Source organism: Streptomyces sp. NPDC049970, assembly GCF_040660235.1.
Classification (GTDB): Bacteria; Actinomycetota; Actinomycetes; order Streptomycetales; family Streptomycetaceae; genus Streptomyces.
In genome coordinates this window covers 46,187-64,874 of sequence record NZ_JBFALP010000018.1, presented here as the reverse complement: position 1 = coordinate 64,874, position 18,688 = coordinate 46,187, and the positions used below count along the sequence as shown (strand labels likewise).

The following is an 18,688-nucleotide window of genomic DNA, read 5'->3' as shown; positions in this document are numbered from 1 at the left end:
GGAAGCGGACGGCTCACTGGCCCTGTTCGTCGCGGCGGCGCTGCCACCGCTGTTCGATCCGGTTCATCACTGACCGGCGCTGCCTGGGGTGTCGGCCTTCGCCTCCGCCCCCGCTCGCGTCCCCGGCCGGCTGCTGCTCACCGGGCTTGGGCGCTTTGCGCCACCCGGTGACCGCCAGCACGGCGCAGCCCAGCATGACGAGGAACCCCGCCACACTGACCCAGGTCTGCTGGAAAACCATTCCGGCCATGAGGAGCGCGATACCCACCAGAAAACCGGCCACCGCCTGGTAGACCCGTCGCCGGGTGTACCTGCGCAGCCCGCTTCCCTCAAGCGCTGTAGCGAACTTGGGATCTTCGGCGTACAGCGCTCGCTCCATCTGCTCGAGCATTCGCTGCTCGTGCTCCGAGAGCGGCACGGAGTCCTCCTCGTCGTCGGCCGCGGGGGCGACCGGTATGCGGCCCTTCCAGGATAGGCAGGGATTCGCCCCCGTGAAACCCGCCCTCTAGCCATAGCCAGTCCGGACCGCCATGTCGGCACGGCTGCTGAGGCGTAGATTCCCCGACCTCCGATCCGTCATGCCGGATGGTGTCACCCGATCATACGGGGCTCTCGGCCCGATCGGGGGTTCTGAGCGGTACTCCGTCTGCAGCTGCGTTGCTGATCAGCCGTGCTCCGGTCGCTCCGCGGCCGTCCCGTGGCGGCTCCCCGGGCCGGCTCAGGCGCGCTTCTCTCCCAGAACGTGCAGCTGGGTCGCCACGGCGTGGAACGCGGGCAGCTCCGCGACGGCCGCCTCCAGCCTGAGAAGCTCCTCCATCGCACCCGGCTCGGTGTCGACCAGAACACCCGGGACGAGGTCGGCGAAGACCCGTACGCCGTGGACGGCGCGGACCTCCATGCCTGCGTCGGTGACCAGTCCGGCCAGCTGGTCGGCGGTGAACCTGCGGGGCACGGGGTCGCCGTCTCCCCAGCGGCCGGCCGGGTCCGTCAGCGCGTTGCGGGCCTCGGCGAAGTGCCCGGCGAGCGCCCTGGCCAGGACCGCGCCGCCGAGGCCGGCGCCGAGCAGGCTGAGCGCGCCGGAGGGGCGGAGGGCGTCGACGGCGTTGCGTACGCCTTCGGCCGGGTCGTCGACGTATTCGAGGACGCCGTGGCACAGCACCGCGTCGTAGGCGGCACGGTCGGCCACCTCGAACAGGCCGAGGATGTCGCCCTGGACACCGCGGACGCGGTCGGCGACCCCGGCCTCCTCGGCGCGGCGCTCCAGCGCGAACAGCGCGTTGGGACTGGGGTCGACGACGGTCACCCGGTGGCCGAGCCGGGCGACGGGCACCGCGAAGTTGCCGGTGCCCCCGCCGGTGTCCAGCACGTCCAGGGCTTCCCTGCCGGTCGCCTCGGCCCGGCGCTCGAGAGCGTCCTTGAGGACCTCCCAGACCACGGCGGTACGGAGGGAGGCGCGGGGGCGCAGCTGGTCCGACACGGCAGTTGACTCCTCGGCACGGTGCCGCCGCGGACGGCGGAGCGTGAACGGTGCAGGTGGTACGGGCTCTCCACCTTATTGCCTCGCGCCGCCCGCGCGGTCACCCCGCGTCCTGCCGGGCCCCGGCCGCTACCGGGGCAGGTCCTTGCGCGGCTGGGGAAGCACCGGCTGGAGGACGAGGAGCCGCTCGACCAGACGCAGGAACATGGCCGCGTCGCGCAGCAGATCGTCGGCGTCGCGGCTGGTGGCCGCGCCGGGTATGCCGGCTTCCGCGCGGGCCCGGCGCTGGGCTCCGGAGGCGAACAGCGCGCTCCACTCCGTGAGTTCGGGCGCGATTTCGGGGAGCACCTCCCAGGCGCTGCGGATGCGCTCCCTGCGGCGCCTGCTCGTCTCGGGTCGGCCGCGGGCGGCGAGGACGGCGGCGGCGGAGCGCAGCGCGGCGAGGTGCGCGGTGGCGTACCGCTCGTTGGGGACGTCGAGTACGGCGGCCTCGTCCAGGCCCGCGTGGGCCTGTGCGAGCAGATCGAGAGCGGCGGGCGGCGCCGCGGTGCGGCGCGTTACGGGGTGGACGTCGGTTGCCGGACCGGTCAGTGAGGGGGCAGGGCTGCCTGTGCGGCGCCGCGGTGCGGCTGCTGCGGACGAGCTGGCCATGACGAACCTCCTGTCGTCGTGTGACGGCTCCGTGGCCGTATGTACCCATCCTGACGGCACCCACTGACAATCCATCAGAATACGGCCGTGACCAGCGGCTTTGCTTCGGGCGTGAGTTCGGGTTAGCTTTTGCACTGAGTTTTTGCACTGACCAGTCAGTCTAAAAAATGGGGGTGGGTTCGTGGACGGCCCGCACGGAGCGGCGCTCAGCGCCGAGGGCTTCGGACTGAAGGGCCCGCGCGGCTGGACCTTCCGGGATGTGACGTTCAGCGCCGGGCCCGGATCCCTGGTGGCGGTCGAGGGCCCTTCCGGGTCGGGCCGCACCTGCCTGCTGCTCGCGTTGACCGGACGGATGCGCTCCACGCAGGGCCGGGCGGAGGTCGGCGGCGAGCGCCTGCCAGGCCGGCTCGCCGCCGTACGCGGGTTCAGCGCCCTGGGACCGGTCCCCGGGGTCAGTGAGCTGGATCCTTCGCTCACGGTCGCCGAGCACCTGCGGGAACGCGCCCTGCTGCGGCGCCGCTTCGACGGATCGCTGCGCTCCCTGCTGCACCCACGCGCCGAACGCGCCGCGGCCCGGGCGGCGGTCGGGACGGCGCTGGAGACCGCCGGGCTGGACCTCGCGGACCTGCCCAAGGCCGAGCGGACCTCCGTGCGGGACCTGGAGCGCCTGGAGGCGCTCCGCCTGTCCGTGGCCCTCGCGCTGATGGGCCGCCCGAGGCTCCTCGCGGTGGACGACACCGACCTCAAGCTATCCGCCCAGGACCGGGCCCTGGCCTGGGACCTCCTGCGCGGCGTCGCGGACGCCGGGACGACGGTGCTGGCGGTGTGCAGCGAGGCGCCCGAGGGTGCGCTCGTCGTGCGGACGCGGCCCGCCGAGGACGATTCGGCGCCCATCGGCGCGCCGGCCGAGGAGCCCACCGGTGCGACGGCCGGGGAGCCGAACGGTGCGACGGCCGGGGACCGGGAGGCCTCCCGGTCCGGACCGGTGGATCCCGGGGCCGCCCGCCCGGGACCGGGGGAAGCGGCGCCCGCGACCGCCGACGACACGACGACCCGGAAGGACACGGCAGATGCGATCGCCGAGACTGGCCGCGCTTGAGCTGCGGAGGTTCGGCAGGGGCAGGATGCCTCGTGCCGCACTCGTGGCGCTCCTCCTGCTGCCCCTGCTGTACGGAGCGCTCTACCTCTGGTCGTTCTGGGACCCGTACGGACGGCTCGACCGCATCCCCGTCGCCCTCGTCAACAACGACAAGGGTGCGAGCGCCGGCGGCGAGCGTCTGGCGGCCGGTGACGAGATCACCGGCCGGCTGCTCGACTCCAAGGTCTTCGACTGGCACGAGGTCGGTTCCGCCGAGGCCGAACGCGGCGTCGAGGACGGGACGTACTACCTCTCGCTGACCATGCCGTCGGACTTCAGCGAGCGCATCGCGTCGAGTTCCGGGGAATCCCCCGGCACGGGCGCCCTCCAGGTGCGCACGAACGACGCCAACAACTACATCGTCGGGCAGATCTCCAGGACGGTGTTCGCCGAGGTCCGCAGCGCCGCTTCGACCAAGGCGTCACGCGGCTTCCTGGACAAGATCTTCATCAACTTCTCGGGCCTGCACGACGCGACCGCGAAGGCGGCCAAGGGCGCGGACGACCTGGAGAGCGGTCTGGCGAAGGCGAAGAAGGGCTCCAAGGACCTCGCGGACGGCCTCAGAACCGCCAAGTCGGGGAGCGGAACGCTCTCCTCAGGCCTGGTCAGGCTCGACAAGGGCGCGGGCGACCTGGAGACGGGCTCCCGGCAGGTCGCCGGAGGCACCCAGGCCCTCGCCGACAAGGTCGACAAGGTCGCCGCCGACGTACGTCCGTTCCTGAAGGACAACGGCAAGGCCATCGGCGACACGGCCAGGCTGGTCTCCGACTCCTCGAAGGCCGTACGGGACAACCTCGACCTGCTGGTGGAGGCGGCGCCCACGGCCTCGGCCGCGGCGCACAAGGCCTCCGACGACCTGTCCGAGGTCCACCGCCTGCGCTGCGAGGAGGAGCCGCTGCCCGATCCGGGAGTCTGTCCGCAGCTCAAGCGCGCCAGGACCGCGGCGGCCGACGTGGCCGCGGTCTCCGACGACGTGAACGCCCTGGTGACGAACCAGAAGGGCGACCTGACGAAGCTCCGCGGCCAACTGACCACCCTGCAGAAGCAGGCCGACGCGCTCGCGAAGCGCTCACCGGACCTCGACACGGACGTGGAGTCCGCGGTGGCGAGGATCAACGCGCTCAACACCGGGGCACACAAGGTCGCCAAGGGCGCCGACACCCTGCACACCGGTCTGGGAACAGCGAAGACCGGCGCCGGGAACCTCGACAAGGGGGTCAAGAAGCTCAAGACGGGTGCCAGGAGCCTGGACAGCGGGCTCATCCGGCTGGGCGACGGCTCCGCGACACTCGCCCAGGGACTGAACGACGGCGTCGGCAGGATCCCTGACTACGACAAGAAGGACCGCGACGCGCGTACCGGGGTGATGGCCGACCCCGTACAGCTCGCCTCCTCCTCGCTGCACGCGGCGCCCAACTACGGGACCGGGTTCGCCCCGTACTTCATCCCGCTCTCGCTGTGGGTGGGCGCGATGGTGGCGTACATGCTCATCCAGCCGCTCAACCGCCGGGCGCTCTCGGCCGGGGCACCGGCCTGGCGCATCGCCTTCGCCGGCTGGCTGCCGGTGGCCGCGATCGGCCTGTTGCAGGTCGCCGCCCTGATGTCCGTGCTGCACTGGCGGCTCGGCCTGCAGATGACGCACGCCGCCGGGACGATCGGCTTCCTCGCCCTGGTGACCTGCTGCTTCGCCGCGATCGTGCAGTGGCTCAACGCGCGGTTCGGCGCGGCGGGGCGGATCCTCGTGCTCGCCGTGCTGATGCTCCAGCTGACCTCGGCCGGCGGGACGTATCCCGTCCAGACCAGCCCCGGGTTCTTCGGTGCGATCCACCCCTATCTGCCGATGACCTACGTGGTGGACGGGCTGCGCCGGCTGATCACGGGCGGCGGACTCGGCCCGGTCTGGCAGGGCTGCGCCGTGCTGCTGGCCTTCACGGCGGGGGCGCTGGCGCTGACCGCTCTCTCCGCCCGCCGCAAGCAGGTGTGGACGCTGGACCGGCTGCATCCGGAGCTGAGTCTGTGACCGCGCCCGGACCTGTGAGAATCGTCGGCATGGACAGCAGTAGCACCACGCGCCGCCAGGCCACCCGGCAGAAGCTCTACGAGGCGGCGGTCACCCTCATCGCCGAGAAGGGCTTCTCCGCGACGACGGTGGACGAGATCGCGGAGCGGGCCGGGGTGGCCAAGGGCACGGTCTACTACAACTTCAAGAGCAAGACCGAGCTCTTCGAGGAGCTGCTCCGGCACGGGGTCGGACTGCTCACCGAGTCGCTGCGGACCGCCGCCGACTCCACGGAGGCACGCGGCGGCACCCGCGTGGAGGCGCTGGACGCGATGATCCGGGCCGGTCTGGTCTTCATCGACCGCTACCCGGCCTTCACCCAGCTGTACGTCGCCGAGCTCTGGCGCACCAACCGCGCCTGGCAGTCGACCCTCCTGGTTCTGCGCCAGGAGGCCGTGGCCGTCGTCGAGGGGGTGCTCAGGGAGGGTGTCGCCGGCGGGGAGCTCAGCGAGGAGATCGACATCCAGCTGACGGCCGCCGCGCTGGTCGGGATGGTGCTCGTCGCGGCCCTGGACTGGCAGGCGTTCCAGCCCGAGCGGACGATCGACGACGTGCACTCCGCGCTGTCCCTGCTGCTGCACGGCCGCGTCAGCGGGCGCTGAGGCGGGGCACCCCCGGGCTCCCGGGCCCCACGGTTCAGCAGGCCGGGCAGGCCCGCACACGCACGACGCCGGTCCGGTGGAATTCGATCCCCCCGAATTCCACCGGACCGGCGTTCGTGCAGCCGCGAAGCCCTCCCCCGTGGCCCCGTTTCCCCCGTGGCCCCGGGGCTCCGCGCCGTGCGCCCCCGTTACGTCCGGGGTGCCGCGCCCTTCCGCCGCCCCGTGCCGGCGGTCCTGGAGCGGCGCCCCCTCCGTGGTCTCCACTCTGCCGTCCGCGCAGGTGGCAGCCCATCCGCGCCCCTACTCATCTCCCGTACTAGGTAGAGATACTCAGGCCTGTGCGGAAGCCCCCTACGGACAGGCCCTCCGACTGGTTACGATCGCCTCCGTGTCCGTACTCCCCCTGGTGTTCACAAGCGGCTGGGCGAGCGGGATCAACGCCTACGCGGTGGTCCTGCTCTTCGGTGTGTTCGGCGTGACCGGGCTCTCCGACGAGGTGCCGGAGTCGCTGCAGCGCACCGATGTGCTCGTGGTCGCCGGTGTGCTGTTCCTGTGCGACGCGGTGGCCGACAAGATCCCTTACGTGGACTCGGCCTGGGACACCGTGCACACGGTGATCAGACCCTTGTCAGGTGCGGTGGTGGCGGCCTTGCTGGCCGGTGGGAGCGGGTCGCTGCCGGAGCTCGCCGCCGGGGCGGTGGGCGGCTCGACCGCACTGCTGAGCCATCTGGTCAAGGCGGGCACCAGGATGGCGGTGAACACCTCACCCGAACCCTTCAGCAACGTCGGGGTCAGTGTCGCGGAGGATCTCGGGGTCGCCGGGATCATCACCTTCGCGATCTTCAACCCGGTGGCGGCGGCCGTGATCGCCGGCGTACTGCTGCTCCTCGGCCTGGTGGTACTGGCCTTCCTCGCCTCCCGCATCCGCCGGTTCCTGCGTCGCAGGGCGCAGCGACGCGAGGAGAGACGCCTGGCCGGGGCGGGCGGTCACTGGCCTCACGAATGAGTGTCGGTGGCACCCCTTAAGGTCACTGACATGGCACGAATCGTGGTGATCGGCGCCGGGACGGGCGCGATGGCGGCGGCCGCCCGGCTCTCCGTGGCAGGCCACCGTGTAACGGTGTACGAGCGGTCGCGGACCCACGGCGGCTCGGTAGGCCGCCATGCCCGTGACGGCTTCGTCTTCGACACCGGCCCCGGCCTCCTCCATCTCCCGGCGGTCTACCGCGATCTGTTCGTGAAGACGGGCAAGCAGTCGCTGGAGCAGTGCGTCTCTCTCAGCCAGGTCGACCCGGCGAGCCGTCACATCTTCGCGGACGGCACGTCGGTGTCGCTCCCCAACGCTTCGAGGGCCGGGGTGGTCGGGGCCCTCGACCGGGCACTCGGTGACGGCGCGGGGGCCCGCTGGGGAGAGTTCCTGGACCGGGCGGGCACCGCCTGGGACCGCTCACGCAGACCCCTGCTGGAGGAGCCGCTGCGCGAGGACCGCCAGGCCCTGGCCCGCGACCCCTACCCCTCGGTGCGCCGGCGCAGGCTGCTCGGGCCCGCCCGGCAGGCGTCCACCGTGGCCGAGGTGGGCGCCTGGGAGCTGGCCGACCCCCGGCTGGCCGCCCTGCTCGACGGGTACGCCCTGTCGTACGGACTCGACCCGCACCACGCCCCGGCTGCCGCCGCCCTCCTGCCGTACATGGAGGAGACGTTCGGCAGCTGGTACGTCGCCGGGGGCATGCGGGCGCTGGCCGACGCGGTGTACGAGCGGTGCCTGGCCCGCAAGGTGGAGTTCGTCTTCGGTGCCGAGGCGGTCCGGGTGACCGAGAAGGAGGGCCGGGCGTCGGGCGTCGAGCTGGCGGACGGCACCGGCGTGGAGGCCGATCACGTCGTCCTGGGCGCGTGGCCGGGTCCCGGTCTCCTGCCGGCCGGGGCAGGGTGGCCCGACGGGAGGGCGGAAGCCCTTCAGGCGCCGGTGCCGGGCCGCTTCCTCGTCCTGCTGTCGCTGCGTGGCGCCAGGGAGGCGGCTGCCGTGCACCGGACCGTGGTGCACGGCGACCCGGGCGAGGAGCGGGAGGCGGTGTTCGGCGGACGGACGGCCCGGCAGCCGACGGTGACGGTGCTGCGCCCCGACGATCCGGCCACCCGCCCGGACGAGGAGCACGAAGCGGTGACGCTGGTGGCGACGGTGGCCCCGCAGGGCCCGGTCGACTGGACGGACAGGGCCCTGCGCGAGGGCTTCGCGCGGACGGTCACCGACCGCGCCGCCCTGGCGGTGCCCGGCCTGCGCGAGCGGATACTCCGGACCGAGGTGCGCACCCCCGCCGAGACCGCGGCGGACACCGGTGCCGAGGGCGGTTCGGTGCCGGCTCCGGCTCTGGCCGGAGCGCGGGGGGCGTATCTGCACTCCGGGAACCGCAGCCCGCTGCCGGGCCTGTACCTGGTGGGCGGCTGGTCCCATCCGGGCGGCGGGCTGGCCCATGCCGGGATGTCTGGCGCATTGGTCGCCGGTCTCGTGGTGGAGGGCGACGGCTTCCGCGGCTCGCGGTGAGGGGCGGGAGCCGGCCCGGGGCGGGGCGCCCCGGGCCGGGTCAGTAGCGGTACTGCTCGTTCTGCCCGGTGTCGTATCCGTTGCCGTAGGGCGCGGGCCGCGCGGGTTCCTCCGGCGGCAGCGGCGGGTACTGGTCGTTCTCGCGCTGCTGCGGGACCCAGACGCCTCCGGGCGGGGTGTCGGCGGCGTACTGCCCGGCGTAGGGATCGGCGGGCTGCTGCCGGCCCGTGTCCGTTCCGTAGGAGGGGTCGTAGCCGTTGGCGTCGTCGTACGCGGCGTACTGGCCGGTGCCCGAGCCGGCGTAGGGGTCGGAGTAGGCGGGGTAGCCGGTCTGTTCCGAGCCGTGGTCGTAGTGCCCCGTGTAGGTGCCCTGCGCCTGGTAGGTCTCCTGGCCGGGGTAGCCGCCGCCCTCACCGTAGGAGTTCTGGCCGGGGTAGGGGTCCTGGCCCTCGTACGAGTTCTGGGTGGGGTAGGGCTGCTGGTCGGGCTGCTGACCGTAGCCGGTGTACGGGTCGTACGCGGCGTACTGCGGCTGCTGCCCGGCAGGGGCCGGGTCGGCGTAGACGCCGTACTGCCCGGTGTCGTCCGGCATCGGCTGCGGCTCGTAGACCGCCGAGGGGGCCTGGGAGGCGTCCGCGTAGTGCGGCCCGGCGTCCGGCGGTCCCTGCGGTCCGGGGTCCGGGGAGCCGCCCTCGTACTCCAGGCCGGAGACCTCCAGCACGGGCTCCTGGGTGGCGGGGCCGCCCGAGCCGCGGCGGCGGCGGCTCTCACCGGGGCTGCCGCCGATGGCCCAGCCCGTCGAGAAGCCGCGCCGGAAGGAGAGCGTCACATAGGTCTGCCCCGTGGCGAAGGCGATCGCCCCGAGGACGATCACCGGTACGGAGGCGACCAGGACACCGACGACCACACCGAGGAAGCCGCCGAAGGCGAGCAGCCGCCAGCGGAGCCGCGCCTTGTACTGCAGCAGCACCTCGCCCAGCAGCCACAGCGCCACTATGCCGAATGCGATGTAGAGGACCGTCCAGCCCACGCCCGCCCCCTCCTACGGCCACCGCCCCGGTTGGTGGCGGGTACGGCCGGTCACGACTGCTTGTGCAGTCCGAGATTCTCGTAGATCTCGAGTGTCGCCGTCGAGTTGTTGAGCGTGATGAAGTGCAGCCCCGGGACACCCTCGGAGAGCAGTTTCGCGCAGAACTCCGTGGCGAACTCGATGCCAATGGAGCGTACAGCGGCCGGGTCGTCCTTCGCGGCGAGGATCCGGTCTTTCAGCGACGAAGGCAGGGAGGCGTTGCTGAGCTGGGCGAATCGCTCGAGCTGCTTCACGCTCGTGAGCGGCATCACCTCGGGGATGACCGGGGTGTCACAACCCGCTGCGACCACGCGGTCACGCATCTGCAGATAGCTCTCCGGGTGGAAGAACATCTGCGTGATCGCGTAGTCGGCACCGGCGCGGCACTTGTCCACGAAGTGACCGATGTCGGAGTCCCAGTCGGCCGAACGCGGATGCATCTCGGGAAAGGCGGCCACGCCGACGCAGAAGTCGCCGGCCTCCTTGATGAGCCGAACCAGGTCGGCCGCGTACCGGACGCCCTGGGGGTGCTCGACCCACTCCCCCATCGGGTCACCGGGCGGGTCCCCGCGCACGGCGAGGATGTTGCGGATCCCGGCGTCGGCGTACTGCCCGACCATGTTGCGCAGCTCGGCGACGGAGTGGTCGACGGCCGTGAGGTGCGCGACCGGGGTGAGCGTGGAGTCCGCGGCGATCCGCTGCGTCGCCCGGACCGTCCCGGCCCGGGTCGACCCTCCGGCGCCGTACGTCACGGAGACGAAACTCGGTCCGACCGCCTCGACCCGCCGCAGGGCGTTCCAGAGGTTCCGCTCGCCCTTCTCGGTCTTGGGCGCCCAGAACTCGAACGAGTACGACGTCTCGCCGGACGCGAGCAGCTCACGCACGGTCCGCGCGTGATCTGTCCTGGTGGAAGGTGTGCCAAGGGCCATACTGGGAGGTTAACCAGGGCCGGGCGCTCCCCCAACCAGAGGGAGGGAATTGACCGGAATGAGGTGGCTTTTGTCCACCCATCGGACACCTCGCTCGGGCACCCTCGCGGGCAGCTCTTCGGACACCCCCTCGGGCATCTCCCAGGCAGCTCCCCGAGCACTCGCGTCGGACGTCCCGGCAGGGCACCGCCGACGGCCCCCGTCCGCCGCCGTCTTGGGCGGCGGACGGGGGGACGGGCTCAGAGGGCGCGCGCCCGGACCCGCCGCGCGAGGGCCTCGGCCGCCGCCGCCGGATCCGCGGCCTCGGTGATCGCGCGTACGACCACGACACGGCGCGCGCCGGCGTCCAGGACCTCGTCCAGGTTGCCTGCGTCGATCCCACCGATGGCGAACCACGGCCGCGCGGTGCCGAGCGAGGCTGCGTAGCGGACGAGGCCGAGGCCCGGGGCGTACCGGCCGGGCTTGGTCGGGGTGGGCCAGCAGGGACCCGTGCAGAAGTAGTCGACGCCGGCCTCGGCGACGGCCGCGTCGACCTCGGACTCGGCGTGGGTGGAGCGGCCGATCACCACGTCGTCGCCGATGACGGCGCGGGCGGCGGGCACCGGAAGGTCCCCCTGCCCGAGGTGCAGCACGTCGGAGCCGATGGCGTGGGCGACGTCGGCCCGGTCGTTCACCGCGAGGAGTGCGCCGTGGCGTCGGCAGGCGTCGGCGAACACCGCGAGGTGTTCGAGCTCCTCGGCCGCCTCCATGCCCTTGTCGCGCAGTTGGACGATGTCCACGCCACCCGCCAGCACGGCGTCGAGGAACCCGGGGAGGTCGCCCTGCCGCTTGCGGGCGTCCGTGCACAGGTAGAGCCGGGCGTCGGAGAGCCGGTCGCGGCGCGTGGACATGATGAGTTCCCCCGTCGTGCGTGAATGGAGCACCGGTGCTCCCGTGGAGCGCGTGTGCACGTGGATGAGCCCGGTGCGTGGATGGGCCCCGGTGTCGACGGACCCTGGGCCCTGGACCCGGACGGGCCCTGGTGCCGGGCCGTCGACGGAGCACGCGTAGGTGGCTCGGCCGCCGCGTCGGAGACAGCCGGGGAGTGGGGTGCGGGCCGTGTGTGCCACGGCCCGCACCCCACTCACGGTCGTCCGGTCAGACGGCGAGCGCCTGGGCGCGGCGCTTCACCTCCGTACCGCGATTCTCACTCAGGGCCTGCGCGGGTGTCCCGGGCAGGCTCGGGTCGGGGGTGAAGAGCCAGTCCAGCATCTCTTCGTCGGTGTAGCCGTCGTCCCTCAGGAGCGTCAGGGTCCCTGCGAGCCCCTTGACCACCTTGTCGCCGTCGATGAAGGCGGCAGGCACCTGGAGCGCCCGGTTCTCACCACGGCGTACGGCGATGAGCTGGCCGTCCTTGACCAGCTGCCGTACGCGCGTCACCTGGACATCGAGCATTTCCGCGATGTCGGGCAGGTGGAGCCAGGCGGGGACGAGAGCATCGATCTTTGCGTCAATCTCGGTCACAGGGACAAGCGTGCCATCCCGGACCGACAGTCGGTACCCGGGCCGACCGTACGGGGCTGTCAGGGCCCCGGGAGGACCGCCGATTTCAGCGGTACGGAGGAGTCGGCGGCGAGTGCCGGATCGATCCGGGCGCCCGATTCGACCAGCTTGCGGCCCTGGGACAGGTCCCGTGGCCTGTTGACCGCCAGCACCGCGACCAGGACACCCTGCCGGAGCCAGCAGACCGTCCAGGACGGATCCGCGGGATCGCCCCGCCACAGCAGCGCCTCGGCTGCGGCGTGGTGGCCGGCGTACTGCACGAAGCGGCCGAACTGCTCGGACCAGAAGTAGGGCACCGGGTCGTACGTCCCGGGTACGCCCGTCGCGAGGGCGGCAGCGACCACCCGGGGGCCCTGGAGCGCGTTGTCCCAGTGGTGGACGAGCAGGCGCTCCCCGTAGCGGGCGGAAGGGAAGGAGGCGCAGTCGCCCACCGCGTACACGTCCGGCAGCGAGGTGCGCAGCGAGTCGTCGGTGGTGACCGAGCCGTCCGGGCCGAGCGCGATTCCCGAACCGGCGAGCCATCCGGTGGCGGGCCGGGCACCGATGCCGACGACCACCGCGCCGGCGGGGATCGCCCGGCCGTCCGCCAGACGGACGGTGCCGGGTTCGACGCGCGCGACCCGGGCGTCCGTCAGGAGCCGGGCTCCGCTCTCGGCGTACCAGGCGGCCATGGGGGCGGCGACCTCTGCGGGCATCGTGCCGGCGAGGGGGCGGTCCGCGGCCTCGACGACGGTGACCTCGCAGCCGGCGTCGCGGGCCGCGGTGGCGAACTCGGCGCCGATCCAGCCGGCCCCGACGACGACCACGTCGTGCTGCCGCTCCAGGACGGGCCGCAGCCGCGCGGCGTCGTCGAGGGTGCGCAGCAGGTGGACGCCGGGTACGCCCTCGGTGCCGGGCAGCACGACCGGCTCGGCTCCGGTGGCGACGACCAGCACGTCGTAGCCGAGGGGCCCTTCCGGGGTGTCCAGTTCGTGCGCCTCCGCGCGCAGGCCGGTCACGTCGAGCCCCAGGCACAGGGTGATGTCCAGGTCCTCGAAGTCGACGTCGAAGGCGGAGTCCTCGGCCTTGCCCAGCAGGACGGCCTTGGACAGCGGCGGGCGGTCGTACGGCTGGTGCGGTTCGGCGCCGACCAGGGTGACGGGCCCCGCGTAGCCCTGTTCGCGCAGGGCCACGGCCGTCTGCACGCCGGCCATGCCCGCTCCCACGACCACGACACCGCGCGGCCGGTGTCCCACTGCCGGGTCCTGCGTCTGCTCGCTCACCCGTCCACCCTAATCACCTGACATGAGGTCAGTTCGCGAGCGCCCCAGCACGCTCGTCCCGGCGCCCGGGGACCGGGCCGCGGGGCACTGCTCCCTTACCGGGCGAGGGCCGCGGAGTTAGGGTGGCCACCGTAAGACACTCGCGGGAGTCCGGGCGTACCGGGCTGAGAGGGAGGCTGACCGGCCTCCGACCGTACGAACCTGATCCGGGTCATGCCGGCGAAGGGAGGGGCTGGACACCCATGGGCATCTCCGCTGACAGTTCCGACGTCCTGGTCGTCGGAGGCGGCATCATCGGGCTGGTGACCGCCTGGCGCGCGGCCCAGCGGGGGCTGAGCACCACGCTCGCCGATCCCGAACCGGGCGGCGGGGCCGCCCAGGTCGCGGCCGGCATGCTCGCCGCCGTCACCGAGCTCCACCACGGCGAGCAGACGCTGCTCGGCCTCAACCTCGCCTCCGCCGCGCGCTATCCGGAGTTCGTGGCCGAACTGGAGGAGGCGAGCGGGCGGACCGTCGGCTTCCGCGCCTGCGGGACCCTGTCCGTAGCGCTGGACTCCGACGACCGGGCCCATCTGCGGGAACTGCACACCCTGCAGCAGCGGTCGGGGCTGGAGTCCGAGTGGCTCAGCGGCCGGGAGTGCCGCCGCCTGGAGCCGATGCTCGCGCCGGGTGTGCGCGGCGGGCTGCGGGTCGACGACGACCACCAGGTGGATCCAAGACGGCTGGCCTCGGCACTGGTCACGGCGTGCGAACGGGCGGGCGTCGCCTTCCGCCGTACCTGGGTCGGGCGCCTGCGCGTCACGGACGGCCGGGCCGTGGGAGCGGTCCTCCGGGACGGTACGGAGTTGGCGGCCGGCCAGGTGGTCCTCGCCGGCGGGAGCCTCAGCGGGCGGCTGGAGGGGGTGCCCGAGGCGGTCGTGCCACCCGTGCGCCCGGTCAAGGGGCAGGTGCTGCGGCTGACCGTGCCGGCCGCGTACGCGCCGTTCCTCAGCAGGACCGTGCGGGCCGTCGTACGCGGCAGCCACGTGTACCTCGTACCGCGCGCCGACGGTGAGCTGGTGATCGGCGCTACCAGTGAGGAGATGGGCTGGGACACCACGGTCACCGCGGGCGGGGTCTACGAACTCCTGCGTGACGCCCACGAGCTGATCCCGGGCATCACCGAACTGCCGCTGACCGAGACCCGGGCGGGACTGCGGCCGGCCTCGCCGGACAACGCGCCGATGCTGGGACCGACGGCGCTGCCCGGTCTGCATCTCGCGACCGGGCACCACCGCAACGGCGTCCTGCTGACCCCGGTCACCGGCGACGTGATGGCGCACGTGCTGACCACGGGTGAGCTGCCCGAGGTGGCCCGCCCCTTCGCACCCGGCCGCTTCGCACGGGCCCCACGGGCCGCCGCACCGGCGGTCCCCGCTTCCCGGTACACCGCCCCCGCGCAGCAGGAGCAGTCCGTATGACACAGCACGTGCCCGCCTCCGTCTCCGTGTCCGTCAACGGGGAACACCGCGACCTCCCCGCCGGCACCGCGCTCGACGCCCTGGTCGCGGCACTGACCCCGGCACCGTCGGGGGTCGCCGCCGCCGTAAACGAGACCGTCGTCCCGCGCGGCCGGTGGGCCGCCACCGCACTCGCCGACGGTGACCGCGTCGAGGTCCTCACCGCTGTCCAGGGAGGCTGACCGTGTCCGACGACCTCTTCACCCTGGGCTCCACCGCCTTCACCTCCCGGCTGATCATGGGAACGGGCGGTGCCCCCAGCCTCGACGTGCTGGAGCGTTCACTGATCGCCTCGGGCACCGAGCTGACCACCGTGGCGATGCGCAGGCTCGACCCGACGGTGCGGGGTTCGGTGCTGTCCGTACTGGAACGCCTCTCCGTGCGGGTGCTGCCGAACACCGCCGGCTGCTTCACCGCGGGAGAGGCCGTGCTGACCGCGCGGCTGGCCCGGGAGGCGCTCGGCACCGACTGGATCAAGCTGGAGGTCGTGGCCGACGAACGGACCCTGCTGCCGGACCCGATCGAGCTGCTGGACGCCGCGGAGGTCCTGGTGGACGACGGTTTCACCGTCCTGCCGTACACCAACGACGACCCGGTTCTGGCCCGCAGGCTGGAGGACGTGGGGTGCGCGGCGATCATGCCGCTCGGCTCCCCCATCGGCTCCGGGCTCGGGATCCGCAACCCGCACAACTTCCAGCTGATCGTCGAGCGGGCCGGGGTCCCGGTGATCCTGGACGCCGGTGCGGGGACCGCGTCGGACGCGGCGCTGGCGATGGAGCTGGGGTGCGCCGCTGTGATGCTCGCCTCGGCGGTGACCCGGGCGCAGGAGCCGGAGCTGATGGCGGCGGCGATGCGGCACGCGGTGGACGGCGGGCGGCTGGCGTACCGGGCGGGACGCATCCCCCGCCGCCATTTCGCCGAGGCCTCCTCGCCCACGGAGGGCAGGGCGGCCCTGGATCCGGAGCGCCCGGCCTTCTGACCTCCGGGCACCGGCGGCCGTCACCTGGTCACAGCACGTGCATACGCCTGTCACGGCTCGGCACCGGAACGGCCCCCGGGAGGCCCTGGCCCATCCGCGGTGTCCGTGGCAGCTCGTAGACTCGACCCGTGGACACGACCCTCCAGGACCCCCTCGTCGGGCAGCTGCTCGACGGCCGCTACCGCATCGATGCGCGCATCGCCGTCGGCGGTATGGCCACGGTCTACCGGGCCGTGGACACCCGGCTCGACCGGGTGCTCGCCCTCAAGGTGATGCACCCGGCCCTGGCGACCGACGTCGCCTTCGTCGAGCGCTTCATCCGCGAGGCGAAGTCCGTCGCCCTGCTCGCGCACCCCAACGTGGTGGCCGTCTTCGACCAGGGCGCCCAGGGCGCGTACGTCTATCTGGCCATGGAGTACGTCGCCGGGTGCACCCTGCGCGACGTGCTGCGCGAGCGCGGTGCCCTGCAGCCGCGGGCCGCCCTGGACATCCTGGAGCCGGTGCTGGCCGCGCTGGGGGCCGCGCACCGGGCGGGCTTCGTGCACCGGGACATGAAGCCGGAGAACGTCCTGATCGGCGAGGACGGCCGGGTCAAGGTCGCCGACTTCGGCCTCGTGCGCGCCGTCGGCACCGTCACGGACACCACCGGATCCCTCCTGGGCACGGTGTCGTACCTCGCCCCGGAGCAGATCGAGCAGGGCACCGCCGACACCAGGTCCGACGTGTACGCCTGCGGTGTCGTGCTCTACGAGATGCTGACCGGCGGCAAGCCGCACGCCGGGGACACCGCCGCCCAGATCATCTACCAGCACCTCAACCAGGACGTCCCGGCGCCCTCCGCCTCCGTCCCCGGACTGGCCGCCGGGCTGGACGCACTGGTGGCGGCCGCCACCGCGCGCAGCCCCGAGCTGCGCCCCCACGACGCCGTGGCGATGCTCGCCGAGGCCCGCGAGGCCCGGAGCGCGCTCTCCGAGGAGCAGCTGGACGCGGTGCCCCCGCAGGCCCTCGCGGAGGTGCGCGACGGCGCCGACGACCGTACGAGCGTGATCCCCCGGGTGATCCCCGCCGGCCAGGGCACCGCGCACCACACCAGCCGGCTGGAGATGCCGCCGGAGCGGGTGGGGGGGCGTGGCCGGTTCGTCCTCGGCGGCCGGCGCGGTGTGGTCGCCGCACTCGTCGCCGTACTGCTGGTCCTGGGGGCCGGCACGGGCGTCTGGTATATCAACTCGGGCCAGTTCACCCGGGTGCCCTCGCTCCTGGGCCGGACCCAGAGCGCGGCGGAGCAGCGGCTCTCGGACGAGGGCCTCGACCTGAAGGGTGTCGAGCGGGCCTACAGCGACACGGTGGAGCGCGGCACCGTGATCAGCAGCGATCCCGGCTCGGGCGAGCGGATCCGGGGCAACGACGCGGTGGGGCTGGTGGTCTCGCGCGGCCCGGAGATCGTGAAGGTCCCCGACGTGGAGGGCATCGCGCTCGCCGACGCGCGGCGGGAGCTGAAGGGTTCGGGGCTCGCGCCAGGCATGGTGACCCGTGAGTTCAGCGAGGATATCGGCCGGGGCGAGGTGATCCGTACGGACCCGGAGATCGGTTCCGAGCGCCACGCGGACTCTGCGGTCGCGCTGGTCGTCAGCAAGGGCAGCCCCGTCGACGTGCCCGATGTCACGGGGCTCGGTGTCGAGGAGGCCGAGGCGGCGCTGGACGAGGCGGGTCTGAAGGCCGAGGTGCTGCCCGACCGGGTCGACTCCCCCGAGGAGCAGGGCGGGATCGCCAGGCAGTCGCCCGAGAGCGGCGCGGAGGCCGCCGAGGGCGACACCGTGGAGCTGACGGTCTCCAAGGGCCCACGGATGCTCGCCGTTCCGGACGTCACCGGGAAGGACGTCGAGGAGGCCCGGAGCGTACTGGAGGAGGCGGGGTTCGAGGTCGAGGTCGACCGCCCGTTCCTGTCCTTCAGCGACACGGTCGCGCGTCAGTCGACCGAGCCCGGGAAGAAGGCACCGGAGGGTTCCACCATCACCATCAGGACCAAGGGCCTGTAGGACCACGAAGGACCGGCAGCAGATGCGCAACCCCGTAGGCGGACACGTCCCCGTGGCCGGCGGACTCGCCAGGACCGGCCTCGGCTACGCACGCGAGCTGGCGGCGGAGACCGTGCAGGTCTTCGTCGCCAATCCGCGCGGCTGGGCCACCCCGCCCGGCAATCCGGCGCAGGACGAACTGTTCCGTTCGCAGTGCGCGGCCGAGTCGGTCCCGGCGTACGTCCACGCCCCGTATCTGATCAACTTCGGCTCGCACACCGAGGCCACCGTCGAGCGGTCGGTCCTGTCCCTGCGGCACTCGCTGCGCCGGGCCAGGGCGATCGGCGCGCTGGGTGTCGTGGTGCACACCGGATCGGCGACCGGCGGGCGCCCGCGTGCCGAGGCACTCGCCCAGGTGCGTGCGCACCTGCTTCCGCTGCTGGACGAACTGACCCACGACGACGATCCGTTCCTGCTTCTGGAGTCGACGGCGGGGCAGGGTTCCTCGCTGTGTTCGCGGACGTGGGACTTCGGCCCGTACTTCGAGGCCCTCGACTCCCATCCGAAGCTGGGCGTCTGCCTGGACACGTGCCACATCTACGCGGCGGGGCACGACCTGACCGGCCCGTCCGGAATGCGGCAGACCCTGGACCTGCTGGTGGACACGGTCGGCGAGGGGCGGCTGAAGCTGATCCACGCCAACGACTCCAAGGACGTGGTGGGGGCCCACAAGGACCGGCACGAGAACATCGGATCCGGCCGTATCGGAGCCGAGCCGTTCCGCGAGCTGTTCTCGCACCCGGCGACCGAGGGCGTGCCGCTGGTCATCGAGACGCCCGGCGGCAAGGAGGGGCACGTCGCGGACGTGGCGCGGCTGAAGGAGCTGCGGAGCGGCGCCGTCGGCTGAACCTCCCCGACGTGGGCACG

General features: G+C 72.9%; 18 protein-coding genes and 1 riboswitch. Of the genes, 10 read left to right on the top strand and 8 right to left on the bottom strand.

The window, feature by feature from the left end; all coding sequences use genetic code 11:
- Window positions 1-13 precede the first annotated feature (13 nt).
- The 3 genes from AB0I83_RS25895 to AB0I83_RS25885 all read right to left on the bottom strand — a co-directional run bounded on the left by AB0I83_RS25895 (window position 14) and on the right by AB0I83_RS25885 (window position 2,128).
- Window positions 14-418, bottom strand: coding sequence for a DUF3040 domain-containing protein (locus tag AB0I83_RS25895; protein ID WP_356537216.1), 405 nt, complete (start codon window positions 416-418; stop codon window positions 14-16).
- A 300-nt stretch (window positions 419-718) separates the two neighbouring features.
- A complete protein-coding gene (locus AB0I83_RS25890) occupies window positions 719-1,477 on the bottom strand; it encodes a methyltransferase (RefSeq protein ID WP_356842872.1) in 759 nt (252 codons plus the stop codon).
- 129 nt (window positions 1,478-1,606) lie between these two features.
- On the bottom strand, window positions 1,607-2,128 hold the full coding sequence (locus tag AB0I83_RS25885; RefSeq protein ID WP_363306317.1) for an SAV_6107 family HEPN domain-containing protein: 522 nt from the start codon (window positions 2,126-2,128) through the stop codon (window positions 1,607-1,609).
- Window positions 2,129-2,309: 181 nt separating this feature from the next.
- Here AB0I83_RS25885 and AB0I83_RS25880 point away from each other — a divergent pair, with 181 nt between their 5' ends.
- From AB0I83_RS25880 to AB0I83_RS25860, 5 genes are all read left to right on the top strand, one after another.
- Window positions 2,310-3,227, top strand: coding sequence for an ATP-binding cassette domain-containing protein (locus tag AB0I83_RS25880; protein ID WP_363306316.1), 918 nt, complete (start codon window positions 2,310-2,312; stop codon window positions 3,225-3,227).
- Window positions 3,199-5,286: a YhgE/Pip domain-containing protein gene (locus tag AB0I83_RS25875; RefSeq protein ID WP_363306315.1), complete on the top strand. Its 2,088-nt coding sequence runs from the start codon at window positions 3,199-3,201 to the stop codon at window positions 5,284-5,286. Before AB0I83_RS25880 ends, AB0I83_RS25875 begins: the two co-directional genes overlap by 29 nt.
- Window positions 5,287-5,315: 29 nt before the next feature.
- On the top strand, window positions 5,316-5,927 hold the full coding sequence (locus tag AB0I83_RS25870; RefSeq protein WP_356537226.1) for a TetR/AcrR family transcriptional regulator: 612 nt from the start codon (window positions 5,316-5,318) through the stop codon (window positions 5,925-5,927).
- A gap of 388 nt (window positions 5,928-6,315) precedes the next feature.
- Window positions 6,316-6,933: a DUF4126 domain-containing protein gene (locus AB0I83_RS25865; protein ID WP_356537228.1), complete on the top strand. Its 618-nt coding sequence runs from the start codon at window positions 6,316-6,318 to the stop codon at window positions 6,931-6,933.
- 30 nt (window positions 6,934-6,963) lie between these two features.
- Window positions 6,964-8,466 carry an NAD(P)/FAD-dependent oxidoreductase gene (locus AB0I83_RS25860; RefSeq protein WP_363306314.1) on the top strand — a complete coding sequence of 501 codons (1,503 nt, stop codon included), beginning with the start codon at window positions 6,964-6,966 and terminating at the stop codon, window positions 8,464-8,466.
- 40 nt (window positions 8,467-8,506) lie between these two features.
- Here the strand turns inward: AB0I83_RS25860 and AB0I83_RS25855 are convergent, their stop codons facing one another.
- The 5 genes from AB0I83_RS25855 to AB0I83_RS25835 all read right to left on the bottom strand — a co-directional run bounded on the left by AB0I83_RS25855 (window position 8,507) and on the right by AB0I83_RS25835 (window position 13,268).
- On the bottom strand, window positions 8,507-9,496 hold the full coding sequence (locus AB0I83_RS25855) for a hypothetical protein (RefSeq protein ID WP_363306313.1): 990 nt from the start codon (window positions 9,494-9,496) through the stop codon (window positions 8,507-8,509).
- Window positions 9,497-9,546: 50 nt separating this feature from the next.
- Window positions 9,547-10,464 carry a methylenetetrahydrofolate reductase [NAD(P)H] gene (gene metF / locus AB0I83_RS25850; RefSeq protein WP_356842879.1) on the bottom strand — a complete coding sequence of 306 codons (918 nt, stop codon included), beginning with the start codon at window positions 10,462-10,464 and terminating at the stop codon, window positions 9,547-9,549.
- Window positions 10,465-10,703: 239 nt separating this feature from the next.
- Window positions 10,704-11,354, bottom strand: coding sequence for a thiamine phosphate synthase (gene thiE, locus AB0I83_RS25845; protein ID WP_356842881.1), 651 nt, complete (start codon window positions 11,352-11,354; stop codon window positions 10,704-10,706).
- A 247-nt stretch (window positions 11,355-11,601) separates the two neighbouring features.
- Window positions 11,602-11,967 (bottom strand): Rv2175c family DNA-binding protein, encoded by a 366-nt coding sequence (locus AB0I83_RS25840; protein WP_356536742.1) that lies wholly within the window; start codon window positions 11,965-11,967, stop codon window positions 11,602-11,604.
- Between the two features lie 59 nt (window positions 11,968-12,026).
- Window positions 12,027-13,268, bottom strand: a complete 1,242-nt coding sequence (locus AB0I83_RS25835) for an FAD-dependent oxidoreductase (protein ID WP_363306312.1) — start codon at window positions 13,266-13,268, stop codon at window positions 12,027-12,029.
- Window positions 13,269-13,400: 132 nt separating this feature from the next.
- Window positions 13,401-13,513: riboswitch (TPP riboswitch) on the top strand.
- Between AB0I83_RS25835 and thiO the strand changes: the two genes are divergently transcribed.
- The 5 genes from thiO (at window position 13,511) to AB0I83_RS25810 (ending at window position 18,668) form a co-directional block, all read left to right on the top strand.
- Window positions 13,511-14,728, top strand: a complete 1,218-nt coding sequence (thiO, locus tag AB0I83_RS25830; protein WP_363306311.1) for a glycine oxidase ThiO — start codon at window positions 13,511-13,513, stop codon at window positions 14,726-14,728. (Overlaps the previous riboswitch by 3 nt.)
- Window positions 14,725-14,949, top strand: coding sequence for a sulfur carrier protein ThiS (gene thiS / locus AB0I83_RS25825; RefSeq protein ID WP_363306310.1), 225 nt, complete (start codon window positions 14,725-14,727; stop codon window positions 14,947-14,949). The genes thiO and thiS overlap by 4 nt, the downstream gene beginning before the upstream one ends.
- A gap of 2 nt (window positions 14,950-14,951) precedes the next feature.
- Window positions 14,952-15,746 carry a thiazole synthase gene (locus tag AB0I83_RS25820; RefSeq protein ID WP_356536748.1) on the top strand — a complete coding sequence of 265 codons (795 nt, stop codon included), beginning with the start codon at window positions 14,952-14,954 and terminating at the stop codon, window positions 15,744-15,746.
- 128 nt (window positions 15,747-15,874) lie between these two features.
- Entirely contained in the window at window positions 15,875-17,782 is a 1,908-nt protein-coding gene (gene pknB, locus AB0I83_RS25815; protein ID WP_363306308.1) for a Stk1 family PASTA domain-containing Ser/Thr kinase, read from the top strand.
- 22 nt (window positions 17,783-17,804) lie between these two features.
- Window positions 17,805-18,668: a deoxyribonuclease IV gene (locus tag AB0I83_RS25810; protein ID WP_363306307.1), complete on the top strand. Its 864-nt coding sequence runs from the start codon at window positions 17,805-17,807 to the stop codon at window positions 18,666-18,668.
- The last annotated feature ends 20 nt before the right edge of the window (window positions 18,669-18,688 follow it).